Source organism: Aliisedimentitalea scapharcae (assembly GCF_045277565.1).
Lineage (GTDB): Bacteria > Pseudomonadota > Alphaproteobacteria > Rhodobacterales > Rhodobacteraceae > Aliisedimentitalea > Aliisedimentitalea scapharcae.
The window spans coordinates 1,677,123-1,694,934 of the sequence record NZ_CP123584.1 but is presented as its reverse complement, the minus strand read 5'-3'; the positions used below and the strand labels follow the sequence as shown (position 1 = coordinate 1,694,934).

At 54.4% G+C, this 17,812-nt stretch carries 17 protein-coding genes and 1 tRNA gene; 13 read left to right on the top strand and 5 right to left on the bottom strand.

What is annotated here, in order from left to right; all coding sequences use genetic code 11:
• Positions 1-68: 68 nt before the first annotated feature.
• From tnpA to QEZ52_RS07915, 4 genes are all read left to right on the top strand, one after another.
• The gene (gene tnpA / locus QEZ52_RS07930) at positions 69-500 is read left to right on the top strand and encodes an IS66-like element accessory protein TnpA (RefSeq protein ID WP_316300517.1); all 432 of its coding nucleotides are present in this window, start codon (positions 69-71) and stop codon (positions 498-500) included.
• A complete protein-coding gene (gene tnpB / locus QEZ52_RS07925) occupies positions 497-850 on the top strand; it encodes an IS66 family insertion sequence element accessory protein TnpB (protein ID WP_316300519.1) in 354 nt (117 codons plus the stop codon). Before tnpA ends, tnpB begins: the two co-directional genes overlap by 4 nt.
• A 123-nt stretch (positions 851-973) precedes the next feature.
• Positions 974-2,461, top strand: coding sequence for an IS66 family transposase (gene tnpC / locus QEZ52_RS07920; protein ID WP_406650379.1), 1,488 nt, complete (start codon positions 974-976; stop codon positions 2,459-2,461).
• A gap of 188 nt (positions 2,462-2,649) precedes the next feature.
• Complete coding sequence (locus QEZ52_RS07915) at positions 2,650-3,150, top strand: hypothetical protein (protein ID WP_406649230.1); 501 nt, start codon at positions 2,650-2,652, stop codon at positions 3,148-3,150.
• A gap of 394 nt (positions 3,151-3,544) precedes the next feature.
• Here QEZ52_RS07915 and QEZ52_RS07910 read toward each other — a convergent pair whose 3' ends face one another.
• Together QEZ52_RS07910 and QEZ52_RS07905 are read right to left on the bottom strand one after the other, a co-directional pair.
• A complete protein-coding gene (locus tag QEZ52_RS07910; RefSeq protein ID WP_406649229.1) occupies positions 3,545-4,348 on the bottom strand; it encodes a GNAT family N-acetyltransferase in 804 nt (267 codons plus the stop codon).
• Positions 4,345-4,935 carry a histidine phosphatase family protein gene (locus tag QEZ52_RS07905; RefSeq protein WP_406649228.1) on the bottom strand — a complete coding sequence of 197 codons (591 nt, stop codon included), beginning with the start codon at positions 4,933-4,935 and terminating at the stop codon, positions 4,345-4,347. Before QEZ52_RS07905 ends, QEZ52_RS07910 begins: the two co-directional genes overlap by 4 nt.
• A 140-nt stretch (positions 4,936-5,075) precedes the next feature.
• On the opposite strand from QEZ52_RS07905, the gene QEZ52_RS07900 reads away from it, so the two are divergent.
• The gene (locus QEZ52_RS07900) at positions 5,076-5,381 is read left to right on the top strand and encodes a hypothetical protein (protein ID WP_406649227.1); all 306 of its coding nucleotides are present in this window, start codon (positions 5,076-5,078) and stop codon (positions 5,379-5,381) included.
• A gap of 139 nt (positions 5,382-5,520) precedes the next feature.
• Here QEZ52_RS07900 and QEZ52_RS07895 read toward each other — a convergent pair whose 3' ends face one another.
• Positions 5,521-6,486: an AraC family transcriptional regulator gene (locus QEZ52_RS07895; RefSeq protein ID WP_406649226.1), complete on the bottom strand. Its 966-nt coding sequence runs from the start codon at positions 6,484-6,486 to the stop codon at positions 5,521-5,523.
• Positions 6,487-6,684: 198 nt separating this feature from the next.
• Between QEZ52_RS07895 and QEZ52_RS07890 the strand changes: the two genes are divergently transcribed.
• From QEZ52_RS07890 to QEZ52_RS07870, 5 genes are all read left to right on the top strand, one after another.
• Positions 6,685-7,848: an ABC transporter substrate-binding protein gene (locus QEZ52_RS07890; protein WP_406649225.1), complete on the top strand. Its 1,164-nt coding sequence runs from the start codon at positions 6,685-6,687 to the stop codon at positions 7,846-7,848.
• Between the two features lie 96 nt (positions 7,849-7,944).
• A complete protein-coding gene (locus QEZ52_RS07885) occupies positions 7,945-8,487 on the top strand; it encodes a rhodanese-like domain-containing protein (RefSeq protein WP_406649224.1) in 543 nt (180 codons plus the stop codon).
• Between the two features lie 243 nt (positions 8,488-8,730).
• Complete coding sequence (locus QEZ52_RS07880) at positions 8,731-8,994, top strand: hypothetical protein (RefSeq protein ID WP_406649223.1); 264 nt, start codon at positions 8,731-8,733, stop codon at positions 8,992-8,994.
• A 69-nt stretch (positions 8,995-9,063) separates the two neighbouring features.
• The gene (locus tag QEZ52_RS07875) at positions 9,064-9,813 is read left to right on the top strand and encodes a MarC family protein (protein ID WP_406649222.1); all 750 of its coding nucleotides are present in this window, start codon (positions 9,064-9,066) and stop codon (positions 9,811-9,813) included.
• Positions 9,814-9,876: 63 nt separating this feature from the next.
• Complete coding sequence (locus QEZ52_RS07870; RefSeq protein ID WP_406649220.1) at positions 9,877-10,272, top strand: YidH family protein; 396 nt, start codon at positions 9,877-9,879, stop codon at positions 10,270-10,272.
• A 344-nt stretch (positions 10,273-10,616) separates the two neighbouring features.
• On the opposite strand, the gene QEZ52_RS07865 is transcribed toward QEZ52_RS07870, so the two are convergent.
• Complete coding sequence (locus tag QEZ52_RS07865) at positions 10,617-12,542, bottom strand: DUF3604 domain-containing protein (protein WP_406649217.1); 1,926 nt, start codon at positions 12,540-12,542, stop codon at positions 10,617-10,619.
• A 542-nt stretch (positions 12,543-13,084) separates the two neighbouring features.
• Here QEZ52_RS07865 and QEZ52_RS07860 point away from each other — a divergent pair.
• Positions 13,085-15,652: a response regulator gene (locus tag QEZ52_RS07860; protein WP_406649214.1), complete on the top strand. Its 2,568-nt coding sequence runs from the start codon at positions 13,085-13,087 to the stop codon at positions 15,650-15,652.
• Positions 15,653-16,218: 566 nt separating this feature from the next.
• Here QEZ52_RS07860 and QEZ52_RS07855 read toward each other — a convergent pair.
• Positions 16,219-16,305 (bottom strand) — tRNA-Leu (locus QEZ52_RS07855).
• Positions 16,306-16,461: 156 nt separating this feature from the next.
• Between QEZ52_RS07855 and QEZ52_RS07850 the strand changes: the two genes are divergently transcribed.
• Together QEZ52_RS07850 and lipB are read left to right on the top strand one after the other, a co-directional pair.
• The gene (locus QEZ52_RS07850; RefSeq protein ID WP_406649211.1) at positions 16,462-17,118 is read left to right on the top strand and encodes a DsbA family oxidoreductase; all 657 of its coding nucleotides are present in this window, start codon (positions 16,462-16,464) and stop codon (positions 17,116-17,118) included.
• Between the two features lie 31 nt (positions 17,119-17,149).
• Positions 17,150-17,806 carry a lipoate-protein ligase B gene (lipB, locus tag QEZ52_RS07845; protein WP_406649206.1) on the top strand — a complete coding sequence of 219 codons (657 nt, stop codon included), beginning with the start codon at positions 17,150-17,152 and terminating at the stop codon, positions 17,804-17,806.
• Positions 17,807-17,812 lie beyond the last annotated feature (6 nt).

Here is a 17,812-nt window from a genome sequence, read left to right as displayed (position 1 = left end):
CGCACCTTCCCAATTCTCACCTGACCTGAGATTTCGCACCTGACGGAGATTAGGGCAGGAGTTTCGCGATGGCGACTACGGTGGAGTTTCTCAGGGACTACGGGGTGGACATACGGACCAATGGTCAGCGACGCTGGCCGGATGAGGTCAAGGCGCGGATCGTGGCTGAGAGCTTGAAGCCTGGGGCGACAGTGAACGGGGTTGCTGCCCGGTATGGGCTTCGGGCGAACCATTTATCGGAATGGCGCAGTCGGGCGCGCGATGGCAGGTTGGTTTTGCCCGCAGTTGAAGACGATGACTTTTGTTTTGCGTCGATTGTAGTGGCGGATGATGGCGGCGATGCTCCTGTGCCAGTAGCGTCTGCACATCTGGCCAAGTCTGACGTTGCACCATCTGGTCCTATCGAGATTTGCATCGGCCAGGTGACAATCCGGCTTGATGGCGCCACAGGGGCTGCGCGGGTTGGTGAGATTGTACGGGCGATCGGTGCGCGGCCATGATGTTCCCGTCCAATCGGGTGCGGGTTCTGGTCTCGACGCAGCCTGTGGACTTCAGGAAGGGTCATGATGGCCTGGCCGCGCTCGTGTCATCAGTGCTGCGCAAGGATCCGTTCACCGGCACAGTGTTTGTGTTCCGCTCACGCCGGGCGGATCGGCTAAAGCTTTTGTATTGGGACGGCACCGGTCTGGTAATGGCGTATAAGCGGCTGGAGGATTCGACCTTCACCTGGCCCGCGATCAAGGCTGGGATAATGGCGCTGAACCATGCCCAATTCGAGGCGCTGTTTGCAGGTCTGGACTGGCGGAAGGTAAAGGCGCTGGAGAGGCGCCCACCATCTGCGGCAGAGTGAATCAACCGCCTGGTTTTGCGTGTTTTTACTGGGGCTTTGTGGTAGCTCTGGCCTATGCAAACAGCCCCCATTCTTGATCTTTCTGCCATCCCGGTTTTGCAGCGCGCAGCGGTTCTGGCATTGATGGATGAGGTGACAGCGCTGAAGGATATCACCAAGCGGCAGGAACATCTGATCGCTGAACTGAACCACGCCCTGCATGGCAAACGGTCAGAGAAGCTGTCCGAGGATGAGCGACAACTGGCGTTCGAGGATCTGTCCATCGCGCTGGCCGAGGTCGAGGCGGAAAAAGAAAAACAGGCCGCCAAAGCGGGCGACGGGACGGCCAAACCGTCGCCCAAGCGCACCATCGGCAACCTTCCCGCTGCGCTGCCGCGCATCGAAGAGGTCATCGAACCTGACAGCCTGATCTGCCCATGCGGCTGCGGTGTCATGCACAGAATTGGCGAAGACCGCAGCGAGCGGCTGGACATCGTGCCTGCCCAGCTGCGCGTCATCGTCACCGTGCGCCCGAAGTATGCCTGCCGGACCTGCACCGACGGGGTCACCCAGGCATCAGCGCCATCGCATCTGATCATGGGCGGCCTGCCGACCGAGGCCACCATCGCTCATGTGCTGGTCAGCAAATATGCGGACCATCTTCCCTTATACCGCCAGAGCCAAATACTGGCGCGCGCAGGGCTTGATCTGCACCGCGCGGTGCTGGCCGATTGGGTCGGAAAAGCGGCGTTCCATTTGAAGCCGGTTGTCGACCGGCTGGCCGACCATCTGAAACGATCCGGCAAGCTGTTCATGGACGAGACAACGGCTCCGGTGCTGGACCCGGGGCGCGGAAAGACAAAGACCGGGTATCTTTGGGCGTTGGCTCGCGACGACCGAGCTTGGGGCGGTGAGGACCCGCCCGGCGTGGTTTACTTCTATGCCCCGGGTCGTGCGGGTGAGAATGCCGAAACCTTCCTCACCGGCTTCGATGGCATCCTGCAGATCGACGGGTATCAGGGCTATAATCGGTTGACCAAACCTTCGCGCAAGGGTGGTACGCCCATTCGGGTGGCCCATTGCTGGGCGCATGCGCGCCGCAAGCTCAAAGAAGTCTTCGACCGCGACGGATCAGAGATCGCCGCAGAAGGGCTGCACCGGATCGCCGAATTTTACGCCGTCGAGGCCGATATCCGCGGTATCTCGCCCGGCCAGAGATTATCAGCCCGTCAGGCCCGCACCGCGCCGCTGGTCGCAGCCTTCGGCGACTGGCTTCAGGCGCAACGCCGCAAAGTCTCCAGTAAATCCCGGCTCGGCGAAAAGCTGACCTACATCCATAACCATTGGAATGGGCTGCAAACCTTCCTGACCGATGGCCGCGTCGAGATCGACAACAACCGCGTCGAAAACCTCATCCGCCCCATCGCCCTCAATCGCAAAAACGCGCTCTTCGCCGGCCACGACGAAGGCGGCATCGCATGGGGCCGCATCGCCTCGCTGATAGAGACCTGCAAGATCAACGGCGTCGAACCCTTCGCCTATCTCAAGGCCACCCTCTCAGCAATCGCCAACGGCCACCCGCAAAGCCGCCTTGACGACCTTCTGCCGTGGAAATTTGCGCCGTCAAGCTAATCCGCTGGTGCCATCCAGCTAACGCTTACGCAGCAGTTGAGGAACGCCATCAAGGAGGCGCAGACGAAACATCCGCTATTCTGGCATCTCAAAGTGGACTGTCATCCGAAGTCGTCGTTCGCCTCAAAGAGCGCATCACCAAGTCCATTGGCAACCTACCGACAAGCATACCTAGTTGGGTTGAATGGATGACAGAATGGCTCATTGAAGACGATGAAGCTCGCGCTGAATTGCTTGCTGATACGCAGAGTGCAATGTTGGCTGTTTCAGGTAAGCCCAAAACCGCACCGCTGGATGCACAAGTTATGCGGCATGTTCTCAGTGGTGCTTTAGCATGGATTGCAGGAAAATCACTGGCCGAAATCGAGACGACGCTTGGCGGCGAACCTCAAGCAGATGCCATCACCAAGCGTGCATGTCCTAGAGCTCGCTCACTTGCAAGCGCCGTAATTCCGAGGGGGTACTCTTTCGTTCTTGGGTTAATTGCTCACGTTGTTAAGGAAGTTAATCCGTTTGAGGTTCAAGACGACCTAGATCAGCAAATGGTTGAGTGCATGAGTACTGGGTTGCGGCTTGGGTATGACACAACTGAAAAGCTCTTCTTCGCGAGCGACGCAAAAGATGCTCTTGGTCGTGTACAGGCACATATGATGTGGGATGCCACTAACCGCGAACTTCATACCTCTTAGCTTTAAATTGGCGACTAATATGGCCGCCCGTGTATCGAGGCGGCAAGTTTTCGCGGCCGCAGCGAATGACCGGTTTCGCCCGACCTACGGGCGGTGCCAGTTGATGCCGGTGCCGCACGAATGTCCAGACTGGGCTGGGGGCAGCCATCCGCAGGGGCCGCGGCGATGAGCAGGTCATGACCTTTGCAAAGTTTTGTCGCTTGGCCTCCATTGAAGTAAATCACTCTGCACCGCCGCATTAATAGCGGACGTTCATCGAACATTGCGGCACGATTTCGGTATGAAAGTCGCCTATGCGGGACGAAACTGCCGTTGCCAGCAGACATACGAATGTCTCCTAATGGCATTAGTCTGGTTTAAGGTAACTTGGCAGTTGTGAGAGGCGATTCCTTAATCACTTCAAGCGGTTTTGCGGCGCTTCCGTGCCGCCCGAGCCACGAATTTCTAGATAAGCCATGCCGGGGCGTTTTATGGACGCTTCCAGCATCGTTACTGCATCGCGGTTCAGCGAAGGCGATCCGTATCTGTCTTTCAGCGATTTTAGGGCTTCATCCTTGGTGATGATGTCCTCTGCAACGAATGCGCCCGCGCGACGTGCAACTTGGGCTAGGATCGAATCTCGCACCTCACCCGGCGCAGCGTTTGAGAGGCGCCAAAGATCGAATTCGAATATCATTCGGCATCGATCTGCGCCATATTCTTCGATCACAGACTTTCGCCCTTCTGGCTTTAACCCAGTGCGACGAAGGAGGCGTCCGGAGGCTTCGTTTATCATGTCCCAGTAGCCAGCATAGATGACACCTAAATCGTCAAGGGAACGAAGCCTCTCACCCAATGTGTCAGCAGCTTCGCTCATAAGCCCGCGACCATGCCATCGAGTTCCCAATGCATAGAAATATTCGCCGTTCCAGCGTTGGTGTTCGTTGCGTTCCATGTAAAAGCCGGTAACGCCTGCCAAGGCTTGATCGGATTTGAGCACGATCGCAAAAAGACCCATTCCACCATCATCCCAAATGCCACCGTCGATCCCCATGATCGAGGTCCAGCGCTCGGCTTCGGCGATGGCGCTGTCTTGCGTTCTGATGTCATGCGCCAGCATTCCTACGACACCGGGGTCTGAAAAAACGACCTGCGCGATGTCTTGTGTGTCTTGCTTGCTTACCGGCCGCAGGATAAGGCGATCCGTTTCGATGATCATTCTACCACCACCTCCTTGATGCCGCCGTCTATATGCAAAATAAAAAAGGCTTTCGAAGGTACCGGCAGGGACATGGTGTCGGGCTTGGGCAAATCAGCATGAATTCCCCTCAATACCCGACCGGCCAATCCATGCGAAACAATGATCTTGTGTTCGCGGAGGTCGTTGGTCACGTCTTCCAGAAAACGCGCAAGGCGAACCCGGCAGGCATCGAAAGCTTCACCTCCAGGTGCTTTAAAATACCATTCGCCGGGCATGCCCGCATCACGGGCACCGGGCCAGCCCGCGTCGATTTCATCGTATGTAAGCCCGTCCCATCTCCCAAAATCGATTTCGGATATCCGGTCATCCACCACCGTTTTTTTCAGACCTGAAAGTTCCGCCGAGATGATTTCGGTTGTTTCCAAAGCTCTGGTCAAAGGGCTTGTGAAAACCACACAATCGCCTTCACCAACCTCGCGAGATATCACGCGGGCAGTATCTTGTGCAAAAGATCGTCCAGCTTCCGTAAGATTGGCCTGACTCAGACCTTGCAGGCGTCCTTGCACATTCAATTCGGTTTCCCCGTGACGCAATAGAAATATCATACGCAGCCCTCTGTTGTTGTCTCTCAGCATACCGCATTTTCACCTTGGCGAGTAGCCATGCCTTGAAAAGCAGTAGTTCGGTCGATGCGCAGCATTAGTCGAAATGGGCTCCCTACTGCCGTTCGCTGCACCAGGTGCGGATGGCTGCAGGCAGCCCTTTCGCGACATTCGTGCCAGGTGCGACTTCAGCTATGCTGCGAGAGCAAAGCATCCGACCCAACTTCTCGAAAGCTGCCATTCAAGGGGTGATGGCCGACCGGACAGATGCTGCGCCTCCAACCAATGGCCGCGAAGCGCATAAAGCGACCTTTGCAAAGTTTGGTTCACCAAGTGTTCCGGATGAACCGGAACGGCCCAAAAGAGACATCTACGAGATCGGCTCACGCTACAATGCAGCGTTCGCATTCCTGCCGTTCGGCACATGGTGCAGAATTTTTGATGGCTAGAAGGCAGCACTGCGGGACAATCCGGACTGATGCACCTGCGGCACACTCAGCCTCATCAGCAAACAACAAATCCGTCCCACGCAACGAAGTTCCACCGCCCCAAGACCCAGTCACTCGACGCCAACGCCTCGTAGCCTGTCTAAATTGTCTGCTGCCTCCGCCAGCGGGCAGGCGTAGTTGCGGTCCAGCGCTTGAACGCGCGGATAAAGGATCGAGCTTCGGCATATCCAAGTAACGTAGAAATCTCGGCAATATCTTTGGATGAGTATTCGAGCAGCCTGAATGCCAAGGCCATTCGAGTTTGATCCAGTAACTCTCGATGACTTGTCCCATCGTTATGCAATCGGCGATGATAGGTGCGAACATGCAAGCCAAGCATCGATGCAATCTGATGGGCATCCACATGGTTGAAGGCCAAGGCCGTCTGCATCAATCGTCGTACATTCTCGGAAAGGTCCTCGGCTGTCTGACTTTCCAGCACTGATAACTTCTCGGCAATGAGTTGCGCGAGCGCCTCATCTGTTGATGGCAAGCGGCGCGTAAGCCAACTTGAAGAAAATTCCAGGCCGTAGATTGAAGCATCGAACTGCAAGCGTATCTGAAAGAAATCGCGATAGGGTTTCAGGTTTTTGGGAGCTGGGCGAACAAACCATGCCGCGAGCGCCCTAAAGTCGGGACCGCAGAGTTCATGCATAATGTTAAACTGTGCCGCGACGGCACCATCGCCCACCTGATCAAGCCCAGTAACGCCTTCTTCAGCGATCGAATACGAAAAGAGCGCCCGACCGCCATCGACAGCAAGGCCGATTTCGACCCCTTGCGCTTGAAGGTGGAAGTGTCGGATCAGCCGTTGCAACGCTGTGCCGACGTCAGGGGCGTGCCGAGCGAGAAGCCCCACAATTCCAAGCTGGTCAAGACCATCTTGTTGACCAATCAATAACCCGAAATGCGGGCACCCGGACACTTTCCCGCAACATTCAAGCAACCTACCACGTTCAGCAAGTGTTATGCGATTATCGGGATTGTCGAAGAGAGTCGGTGCAAAGCCCAAATCATCAATGACCTGCGATGGATTCTGTCCAAGTTTGCGCAAAATATCGGGCACGCCATGTACCGTAGAGACACGAAGAACCGGTTGGGACGTGGAGGCCGAAGAAGACATTCATCAAATCTACTCACTGTGTCCCAAAATGTCTATTCTTTGTCTTTCCCTGTCGTTCCAAAACCCCATCAGCGTCAGGTAAACTTTGGCCAACAAGTACAGACGAGTCTCGCCAAAATACCTGCTGAAAGGATCGAAATAATGCCTTCCCAAGAAAGAAAAGCCAATACCGTCCCTTTGGATTGGAAAGAGGTTTGGTACACAAACTGCCCCATGGTTTCGGCCAACAATGTTGATCAGGAACTTGGCTGGTGCCGCGAAGAATACAAGAAAATTGGGGTTGAGTACGATTATTTCCGACATGCAGAAGGAAACAATTGGTACCCACATTACATCCATAACCTAGATAACCTGATCCGGTTCGGCGGGCTTTATCCTCCCATTCATGTGAACGCTGACATACGCCGGACGGTATTGCTCGGGGCGACTTGGGTCAACGAAGGCGGCTGCATGGCCGTCCGCGCAAGTGACAATCTGTTCCAGATGAAAGATCTAAAAGGTAAAAAGATCGGCCTCACCAAAAGCCAAAACACGATCAAGAATGACTGGTGGCGCATTCAAGAGCACATGGGCATCGAGAACATGCTGATGTTGAACGATATGACGATGGACGACGTCGAGATCGTCGAATTCCCCTATCCAGACGACTGGTACGACGACCCGCAAATGCTGACACCGATAAACAATCCGTCGGAAACCTGGCTCAAGCGCGATCACAAACACGATTACGCCTTCCGCCCACTGGAAAAGGCCCTTTTGGCAGGCACGGTCGATGCCATTTATACGCAGAGCAAGGTGTTTCAGCATATTCAGGAGGCGACCGGCCAGTTGGCGATGATCGAGGACCTGACCCGTTATCCGGATTGGAGGGTTCAAGTAGCAAACACTCCAGCTGTTATTACTTGTACCGAGGTAATGGCGAAGGAGCACCCGGAACTGGTCGTTGCGTATATGAAGGCCATGATCAAGGTTGGACGTTGGTCCAACGATCACAAGCACGCTGCTGCTGCAATTCTCAACCGCCAGACCTTCTATCTTGATGCCGAAGATACATACGAGGGTATTAAGAATGTTGATATGGTCCCGAGTCTAAGCGCGCAGAACATGCAAACCATCAAGATTGGCAAGGATTTCATGTTCAAACATGGCTACATCGAAAACGACTTTGATGTGGACGAGTGGTCAGCACCAGAATTTCTAGAGAAAGCGGCGGCAGAAGTGCTGAAGGAAGAATGGGAACGCCGCAGTTGGAGCAAGCTTCCCGAAGGGGGTGGGCTTGACGCACAGAATGTGCGTCTCGGTTAATGGCGCTGTAAAGCATTGGTTGGAGTCTTTTCAAGCGAACCGATGCCGACGCCCGTTCCAGGCATTGGTCACCCGGCAAACAAGGAGTCGTTAAAGATGCAACCTCAACCTATCTCTGACGCTGACCTTCCAAAGGGCAAAAGGACGACGCTCAAGCTTTATGTCACGTCAGCAGATGCCTATGAAATGTGGCGAGCCGATCCGATCAATGTGAAGATCATTGATATACGCACTCCTGAGGAATTTGTTTTCGTCGGGCATCCGGAAATGGCGTGGAACGTTCCCCTTGCCTTCGTGACCTACCAAAGGAAAGCGGGAAAGACGAAACACGCGGTCCAGTGGAATCCGGATTTCGTCGACGAGGTAAAGGGACTGGCTGGACCAGATGATGTCCTTCTCATAACTTGTCGGTCTGGGGACAGAGGCGCGATTGCCGTGAACCAACTCGCAGTCGCCGGTTTCACGAACGCCTTCAATATCGTTGACGGTGTTGAGGGCGACAAGGTTGACGATCCGGGGAGTGTTTTCCACGGGAAAAGGATGAGGAACGGTTGGAAGAACTCTGCGCCCTGGGTTTACGGATACGATCCTGAAAAGATCATCCTAAAAGAAAGCCCTCCCAAACCTGCCGATCCATAGGATTGAGCCGGGCGGTGCGGTTCATGGGTTGTTCCACGACCACCGCCTGAGAGATCACATTTGGCCAATCAATCCGGAAGCGGCCGGGAATACGCGAACTGACAGAATTCGAGGGAATCAAAAATGTCTTTATTATCAATGCTCAAACACTCACGGACGAGACATATACGAACGGCGATAAGGTGCTATCCACATCGGCGGCCTTCAACTTTGGCGGCGATTTTGGTGTTTGCAATTCTAAGCATGGCAACAACAGCAACTGCGCAACAAAGCACAACGATTGGGGACCTGCCGCTTGCACTGATTTGTGCAAAAGAAGATGTCACTGTGATTGGCTACCTAGCACGCGTCAATGCAGACGGTAGCGCTGTATACATGACGACAACCAATATCGTCGTAGCCGTTTCAGCGGAAGGTATGGTTGACAACCGCGCCGAGGGCACCTGCGCGGGCAAAAGCCTGGATGAACTGCGCGACAGCGGTCAGACCCGCGCGTTCCCGGAGTAGTTGCGTCCTGTTGTCTCGGCAGAGGCCGGGCTAACAAATGCCTACATGCTAACAGAGGGAGCGCCAGGGATGTTCGTTTTCCATAGAGCTAAAAGTGTTCTGTCTGTATCTGCGTCTACAGCCAGCTTGTCCTTCATGTTCCTCGGGATGATGACCACCCGTGCTGCCGCGCAGTCGGAAATCCCTGTGACCGGGGACACCATCTATTTTCCGATACCTCATATCGTTACGTTTCTTTTTTTAATGCTCGGGCCAACCAAAATCATTGGCCCATTCGTGAAAATGACAGAGGGTGCGGATCGGGCGCTAGAGAAAAAGATTGCGCGCAATGCCATCCTCTTTTCGGGCAGTGCACTTTTGATTGCGGGCCTGCTCGGTGAAATGATTCTGGCGAAACATAGCGTCCCGCTTCCGGTTCTCGCACTCTCTGCTGGCGTCATTCTGTTTCTCGTGGCCATTCAGGACACTGTAAGGCAATTTTCGTTTTCGACGCATGGGTCTACCGCAGAAGCCAAGGCAGAGCCATCGGTGAAGCTCGCGCTGGACCCGCTTGCTTTCCCGGTGATTGTAACGCCTTACGGTATTGCCGCGTTAATCGTGTTTCTGTCCTTTTCGCCTGACGTGGAGAGCCAGCTTCAGATTGGTTCGATCTTGGTGGCGATCCTTTTGTTGAACTTTCTGGCTATGCTGTTTGCCCGCAAGGTGCTGGCCGCCCTGGGTATTGTACTGGCGATCCTGGGATCCGTGCTGAGCGTGGTTCAGGTCGCATTGGGTCTCCAAATCATCCGTCAGTCATTGCTGGCGATGGGTGCTCTATAAGCGGGGCTTTTCGCTGTTGCGACTCCCTCTTGCAGAAACAATTCGGACAAGGAGAGAAATGGTATGCCTGCAAGTCAACCACAGGATGCCGCGACGCTTTCGCTGGGGCAGCGCTTGGCCCTCGAGCGGACCCGTATCGCTTATGAGCGCACATTGATGGCATGGGTTCGCACCGGCGCCTCGATGATCACGTTTGGATTCTCGGTGTATAAGTTCTTTGGTTTCGAACTAGAGAAACATGCCATCGACGCATCAGCGATCGGACCGCGTGAGTTCGGTATTGCCCTGATCTTGATCGGATTGGCCACGCTGATCATGGGGCGTCTTGAACACCGACGAGATCTACGCCAGCTTAACTCGGTCTACCCTGAAATGCCTGTGTCCGGAACCAGGATCGTAGAGGCACTTGTTGCGGTTCTTGGTGCCCTTGCGTTAATTGTCGTGATCCTAGGAGTCTGAGGTCTGGGTATTTCAAAGAATACCTTTTACATTACATTGCTCGCCTTAGAAGCAAACCCGGCGAACTGAAAGCGAGCCTTGATGCTGCACCCGCGCGGTACGGTGTTTGGCCATGACTGCTTCGGGCTCACAGCCGACTTGCGGCGGTGCAGCACCTGATTTTGCACCAAAAGGCCACCGCCAGTTGTCTGATCTGCCCCACCGGATGCCCGAAGTCAGCCCAAAGCCGACATGTCTGTTCGACACCCAGGGCGGAGAGTTGTCATTCTCTGCAAACGGGACCAAGGTCCGCTTTGAGCCCGGATGCAGTCATCCGTTTGCAGTCTGGTATGGCTGCCAGGTTGCTAGCCTTCCGGCGTGTACCAGATAGCAGATGTGTACGCACGCTCTTGTGCGACGGTCACTGCATCTTCAGGGATTTCTGCGCCCAATCGCAGCTTGTCATAAAGAACCCACCGGGGTGTCGGGATTTCGATCACCCGCGCATAGTAAAACGCGTGTTGGCTGGGATCAAAATCAGGATCCGTCCAAATAGCTCCTAGTTCAGCAGAGCCAATGGTGTTGGTGTAATTGGCAATGTCTTCGTTGACAGTGTTTCCAACCGGCGGAACCATTCCGTTAGCGTCCAGCGCACGATCGTCTGACCACGCAACGTCATAGACCTTTTCCTGAAGGGTTCCGTCGGCGTCCATCCATCCTTTCACAATCTGGATCCGGTCCAGATTTGCCCCTATCGGATCACGCAAGGCAAAAACCATAAAATTGGGCGCATCCGCACCGTCTGGCGCAGTTCTCAGATCGCTGCCCATCGGCACGCCTTTTTCATAGCCGACAAAGGCAGGCGTCCGAGACTGGCCGTCACTGTCATCAAACTCCCAGCCGCCGAAGAACCGGACCATCATGCGTGGACCCGTGGTTGCATAGACCTCGCGACGGACCATCGCATCCCAAATACTCTTGCGGGTATTCTCTTCGGCCCAGACGCCAGTGTACCCAGATGCGACAAGGGACCAACCCGGGAACTCTCCATTTTCTGTCTTGGTAAACGGATGCTCCATGCGCGTCAGAGACGGCTCGGCATTGGTTGCCTTGCCAAAATAGTTGTCGCTGTCCGCTGTCGAAAGCGAGGTGTGACTGTCCGTTGCGCCGGAGAACCCAAATTTGTAAGGGTTAACCCCAAACTCAGCTTGCAAAGCAAAGCCCTGCTTCAATGCTTCTCGCGCATATTCGCGCTTCAACATGTCTTCGGTCTTGGCCTCAGAAATGTCGAGATTACCAGCATCCCACGTCTCGTAATCTGCGAAAGGATCATCCGGAGACAATAGCGGATGTGTTTCTCCATCCCCCTTGATCTGTGTGATCTCGTACAACGGCTCCCACTTAGCCCGCGCAATTACGTATTCTTCATCAACCGCATCCCCGGTAAAGCGGGTCTCTGTGGGGAACATAATCCCATTTGACAGGTTCCCGTTGTGCGCCAAGGCAAAGACACTGCCGCCAGTCGTATCTTCGTAGTTTTCCAGCCACGCGTAGAGGTCCATAGGATCAACAGACCCCATCGGGCCTTGCGTCACCATCGGCTCCACCATCAAGGCTCGCGACGCGCCATCACGAAACACGACATTGCGGTGCAAATTGTTGCCCGCAACAAGTGACGTCCATTCATATCCAATAAATGCTGTGAAATCGCCAGGATCATTATAAGTTTCGGCAGCCTCGACTATATCCTCCCAGACGCTTTTGTAGATTGGCGAACCGGGCGAATAGTCGGCAATCAGTTTTGGATCCATATTTCCTTGAGAAAAGTTAGTGATCAGATCAAGGGCCGCGGCTGCTGAGGCCTCTCCACCTTCAGCAATGCCTGCCGCCCAGCGTGCGCCTTGCTCTGACGCCAGAATATTAGGCGCTCCTTTTGCAAGGTCCGTGATCATACCCATTCCGTCGGAATGCTCGGTCAGAACCAGCCAGTCCAGCGGACGCGCCAGTTTCACAGGTTGACCAGAGGCCGCCATAACCTGCTCGCCTCGCGCAAACCGATAAGCCGTATCAAGTCCGGTCGTATTGCCGAAAAGGCCCGCGTCCATGGACAGACCCGTATGCAGATGAGTGTCGCCCCAAAAAACCCGACTTGGGAATGATCGCTCGGCAAAGGGCGAATAAGCTTTTCCGCTATAAAGCCCCTCAAGGCTGTCTTCCGACGGGATAAACTGCGCTGAAGCAGAAAGAGGAGTGAAAAAGGTTGTTGCAAAGATAGCCAACGCTCGAAGCATGATATGGTCCCCTTTTGAGCAGCCTTGATTCTGATGTTACAGAGCGACCATAGCATTCTTTCTGACCTATTTCTTCAACCCTTGGCGTAAAGGTTGAATGTCGGCTTGTCCCGCAGTGCGGTCGCAACCCACAAATGACAGCAATGTCCGCTTCGGGCCGCCTGCAGCCATCCGCACCTGGTGCAGCGAACGGCAGGTGTAGAGCCCCTATTGACCAGTGCCGCGCAGTGAATGAACTGGCGCAAACCGCGCTAAGCGGACGTAAATCGCAAAGAGCAATACACAAATCAAACACACATATTGAACCTGAGCTTTGCGGTCCCATCGTCCGATCTCTGACATCCGATTTGGACAAAATCTTTCATATCCCAATCAAACGATTATCGTACATATACGAAAGCATATATGGGATAATCTTTATTCCCCCTCATGCACCTGTTCTGACGGTCTAAACTCCTCCGCATCGGAGGGATAGTTCTGTGGCATATGTAATACAACGCTTCTCACGCGCCTTTGGAACAATCCAAAGAGTTCGCGTCCACATGTTTCTGGGCATGGTGGTTGTCTTGCTAGTAGCCATCAGCGTGTTTTTGCAGAACCGTTACAAAGTGGCTTTTCAGCGCGAGCTGGACAAGGTGGAGCAATCGCATCTTGTCATTGCTGAGAACCTTGCATCGACGCTGGATCGATACGCGATCGACGTCAAAGCCACTTTCGACTTTGTGGTGGCCAACTATGACCACAGTTTCGCTCCGGGCTCGATTGATGAACTGCTTGGGTCATACGATTTTCGGTCGGTGGCGGTTTTCAGTCCCGACAATAACGTTGTGAACGTGTTATATGCCCGAGAGTTTGAAACGCCACCCGAGGCGGCCTTGGCCAGCCTTCGCGAAAATGCAGCAATCGAAAAGTCAACGTTTTCGGGCGTCCAGCAATCGCCGTCTGGACCAGTTATCTACATCACGCGCTTATCTGCTTCTGGAACGCTTCTGGTAGGGGTGATCGACACGAGTTTCCTGATTTCACAACAGCTTGACATCGCCTTTGGCGATCGTGGTCACGCCATGATTGTAGATCACGAGGGCCGTGTTTTGGCGCATCCGAAAAAGGACTGGGTTGAAACGTCCAAAGACGTGGCCGGGCTTGAAGTTGTTCAACGCATGACATCGGGTCAAACCGGAGTAATGCAGTTCTACGCACCTCCGTTGAAGGCTGACGTGATTGCAGGCTACACTTCCGTGCCGTCCACAGGTTGGGGGGCGATGGTTCCACAGCCTATTTCCGAGCTTGAAGAGGCGGCGAGCGTTGAAGCGAACAAACTCCTTCTCACATTATTAGTGGTGTTTTTGATTGCCGCGTTGGCCAGCTGGGTCTTGTCGGGTCTGATTGCTCGCCCCATTCACAGGCTGTCAGAGGTGGTCAATAAAGTCCGAAGTGGAGACCTTTCGGCGCGCGTGCCCGACTTCAATTGTCTGACGCCGACTGAACTCGTTTCTCTGCGGTACGTTTTCAACGGCTTGTTGGACAACTGGGCAGAAAATAGAGCGCTGCTGGAGAATTCGCTGGAAGCGGCCAAAGAAGCCAACATGCGCAAGTCTAAAGCTATCTCGGTGCTCAGTCACGAGATGCGGACGCCGCTGAATGGAGTCGTTGGTGCTGTGGACCTTCTCGAACGGACTGAGTTGACCAACCTGCAAAAAAGATATCTTGGCTTCGTGAGCACCTCAACCAACACTCTTCTCAAGCACGTTAACGACGTTCTGAAAGTGAGCAGACTCGAAAGCTGCAAAGTCAAACTTCAAAAGGACTGTGTTAATCTGTCGGATATGATGAATGAAATTGTAGAGGAAAACTCTGCACAGGCAGAGCGCGCTGGCAGTCAGATCACTCTCAGGTTCGAACCAGGTATGCCGCTTGATGTTGAGACTGATCCGCGGTTGCTCAGGACAATTGCTGCAAACCTCGTCGGCAACGCCGTAAAGTTTGCAGCAGGCGCAAAAATCGACATCCTGTTGGAGTTTGATCCGGAAGGTATCCTCGAGTTTGCGGTGAAAGATAACGGCCCTGGGATACGGGCATGTGATATCGAAAATGTCTTTGAGCCATTCACAGTGCTCGACGCATCATACGGGCGCCATTCTGAAGGCACAGGTCTGGGATTGAGCATCGTGGCAACGTCTGTCAACGCATTGGACGGTCAGATAGATCTCAAGAGTGAGCATGGTGCTGGAAGCGAGTTCTGTGTTCGTATTCCAGTTGGGCTCACGCCAGGCTCTGCCCGGTTCGACAGTCGGGACTGTGACAAAGCGCGGTCACTTAGTGGTGATCACGTTGCGATCGATGCCGCCGAACACAAAAAAGTTCTCGTTGTCGATGACAACAAAATAAATCGCCTATTACTTGCAGATATGCTCGAGGTGCTAGGACACTCCGTTTCTGAGGCCGAAGACGGGCGGGATGCGATTGACGTGGCCATGAATGAGCACTTTGACTTAATACTGATGGACATAAGCATGCCGTACATCGACGGTACCGAGGCCGCCAGATTGCTACGTGACCGCCAAGGTCCCAACCAGAGCACAAAAATCATTGCGCAAACCGCACATGCCAGTCCGAAAGACCGGGACAAGATCTTTGCCGCTGGAATGCAGGGCATCTTAACCAAGCCCATCTCGACCGAAGCGCTCCGGGTTGCGTTGACTGATAAGGTGACCAAGGAGCGCGCGGTCGGTTTCGACGACAAATCTTCGCGACCGGCGCTCGAATTGGAGCCCCTTAATGTGCTGGTTTCGACAAGTGGCCTTGAGCGCACTGGCAAAAGTCTGGATGAACTGTTTGACGAGGCCTCCACCATCATCCAACAGTTTAAGACGTGCGACCCTTCGTATTTTGAGGAAGAATGCGTGATATCCCGTGTCCACAACACCACTGGCGTCTGTGCCAATCTGGGCGCAAAAGGTCTACACAGGAGTTTTTATAAAATCGAAGACTCTCTGAAGCGCGGCTCCATGGTTTCATCACGTGACCTGCTGCTTGATGCCGCAGAGCGAGCGCTGGAGGAAACACGCAATGCTGCGTCCAATTTGATGTCTCAATTGAAACAGGCGTAACAAAAGGCCGATGACGTGCTACACTCTGTTTCTCTTGAGGTTTAGAGCCAGTGGCCTGAGATCTCCAAGAGCCTTATCGCCAGCGTCGCGTACCACATAATCCGGTCATTCGTGAATGCGCAGCGAAAGGGCGTTTTGTCCGCTTCGTGTGAATTCGCGCGTCGCCTGATTTCGCACGCGCGGCGAAAGCCCGGTCCCATGGGCCGCAACACAGCAGAAGAGTCTGATAGTCAACGGCAGGAATGGGTTGGGAGCCGACCTCCGCTGCGTCTGTCTTGAATGACTGCTGTGGGCGGTTCGTGTAACTTTGCAAAGTACGTTATCTGCGCATTTCTGCCTTCAAGTCGACTTGCCGTGAACCACCGGAATCAGCACTCATTCCAGGCATCTTTTTCATGACGGCTATCCACCTTTTTACAGCTGCCTGATTATCGGTCATCCTGGTGATAGGACGACAGTATCCGCGATGATCTAAGTGCTTAAAGGGGAAAGGGGAAAGGCAAGGTGGACGCGAAACACTACCACTCCATCAAGCACTTAAAAATATTAGATATTTTTATTTTAGTTGGTGCGGTCGAGAAGACTCGAACTTCCACTCCGGTTAAGGAACAGCGACCTCAACGCTGCGCGTCTACCAATTCCGCCACGACCGCACTGTCTTAGGCTTGGTACGGGGCGATATAGACGAGCTGGATAAGGTTGTGAAGAGGCAAATCACTTCTTTTTCAAGCGGGTTGAAATAATGATCCCGGCCGTTATCTGCAACTGTGTTGCAGCGCTGCAATCCCCTTGTTGGAGAACCCCGCCAGATGACTACCACGACTGCCGCCACTGTTCAGGTCGATATTATTTCCGACGTTGTGTGCCCCTGGTGCATTGTCGGGTTCCGCCAGCTCAGCCAGGCACTGGAGCGCGAAGGAATTCGTGCGGCGGTACGTTGGCATCCTTTCGAACTCAACCCTGACATGGGCATCGACGGGCAGAATCTGCGCGAACACCTGATGCAAAAATATGGGATCAGCGCTGAGGACAGCATCGCGGCACGGCAACGGTTGACGGATCTGGGTGCCGATCTGGGCATTGACTTCAACTTTACTGATGAGATGCGCATGGTGAACACCTTTCGCGCCCATCAGCTGTTGGACTGGGCCGAAGACAGCGACAAACAGACTGACCTGAAACAGGCGCTGTTTGCAGCCTATTTCACCAAAGGGCTGGATGTATCCGACAGCGATGTCCTGGTGGGCATGGCGGAGTCGGTCGGGCTAGATCCGGACGAAGCCCGACGGCTTCTCAACAGTGGCGAGCGCGCACAACAGGTTCGCCAGAAACAACAATTCTGGACCTCGCGCGGGATTACGGGTGTTCCTGCCATGGTTTTTGCAGGCAAATATCTGGTCACGGGCGCGCAGGGCACTGACGCCTATGCCGATGTTCTGACGCGCTGCCTGGCAGAGGCGGCTTGAGCCTGCGGGCACGCTGGCATAAGCAGTGAGCATGGTTGAATGGATCACAACAGACGGGCTGACCGATTACGAAACGGCTGTCGCCTTTATGGAAACGCGCGCAGCAGACATTGCTGCGGGTGAAGCGGATGAATGTATCTGGCTGGTCGAGCACCCGCCGCTGTATACCGCTGGCACCAGCGCCAAACGCGAAGATCTGACAGATCCCGATCGGTTCCCTGTTTACGACAGCAAACGCGGCGGGCAATATACCTATCATGGGCCGGGACAGCGGGTAGTCTATGTTATGCTTGATGTCGGCAAACGCGGTCATGATGTGCGCCGCTTTGTCGCCCAGCTGGAACGCTGGGTGATTCTGGCACTGGAAGAATTCAATGTCACCGGCCATATCCGCGACGGGCGTGTCGGAGTATGGGTCGTGCGCGACGACAAACCTGTGACCGTCACCGGGCACCCCAGCGAAGACAAGATCGCCGCCATCGGCATCCGCCTACGTAAATGGGTCAGCTTTCATGGCATTTCGATCAATGTAGACCCGGACCTGGGCCATTTTGGCGGCATTGTCCCCTGTGGCATCACTGAACACGGTGTCACCAGCCTGGTAGACTTGGGTCTGCCAGTAGTGATGGACGATTTGGACGTCGCCCTTCGGCGCGGGTTTGACACTGTCTTTGGTGGCTCCGACTGATTCAGA

Coding starts and splice junctions, on each gene's coding strand:
- tnpA (WP_316300517.1), top strand. CDS start 69: ATGGCGACTACGGTGGAGTTTCTCAGGGACTACGGGGTGGACATACGG.
- tnpB (WP_316300519.1), top strand. CDS start 497: ATGATGTTCCCGTCCAATCGGGTGCGGGTTCTGGTCTCGACGCAGCCT.
- tnpC (WP_406650379.1), top strand. CDS start 974: ATGGATGAGGTGACAGCGCTGAAGGATATCACCAAGCGGCAGGAACAT.
- QEZ52_RS07915 (WP_406649230.1), top strand. CDS start 2,650: ATGACAGAATGGCTCATTGAAGACGATGAAGCTCGCGCTGAATTGCTT.
- QEZ52_RS07910 (WP_406649229.1), bottom strand. CDS start 4,348: ATGATCATCGAAACGGATCGCCTTATCCTGCGGCCGGTAAGCAAGCAA.
- QEZ52_RS07905 (WP_406649228.1), bottom strand. CDS start 4,935: ATGATATTTCTATTGCGTCACGGGGAAACCGAATTGAATGTGCAAGGA.
- QEZ52_RS07900 (WP_406649227.1), top strand. CDS start 5,076: ATGGCTGCAGGCAGCCCTTTCGCGACATTCGTGCCAGGTGCGACTTCA.
- QEZ52_RS07890 (WP_406649225.1), top strand. CDS start 6,685: ATGCCTTCCCAAGAAAGAAAAGCCAATACCGTCCCTTTGGATTGGAAA.
- QEZ52_RS07885 (WP_406649224.1), top strand. CDS start 7,945: ATGCAACCTCAACCTATCTCTGACGCTGACCTTCCAAAGGGCAAAAGG.
- QEZ52_RS07880 (WP_406649223.1), top strand. CDS start 8,731: ATGGCAACAACAGCAACTGCGCAACAAAGCACAACGATTGGGGACCTG.
- QEZ52_RS07875 (WP_406649222.1), top strand. CDS start 9,064: ATGTTCGTTTTCCATAGAGCTAAAAGTGTTCTGTCTGTATCTGCGTCT.
- QEZ52_RS07870 (WP_406649220.1), top strand. CDS start 9,877: ATGCCTGCAAGTCAACCACAGGATGCCGCGACGCTTTCGCTGGGGCAG.
- QEZ52_RS07865 (WP_406649217.1), bottom strand. CDS start 12,542: ATGCTTCGAGCGTTGGCTATCTTTGCAACAACCTTTTTCACTCCTCTT.
- QEZ52_RS07860 (WP_406649214.1), top strand. CDS start 13,085: ATGTTTCTGGGCATGGTGGTTGTCTTGCTAGTAGCCATCAGCGTGTTT.
- QEZ52_RS07850 (WP_406649211.1), top strand. CDS start 16,462: ATGACTACCACGACTGCCGCCACTGTTCAGGTCGATATTATTTCCGAC.
- lipB (WP_406649206.1), top strand. CDS start 17,150: ATGGTTGAATGGATCACAACAGACGGGCTGACCGATTACGAAACGGCT.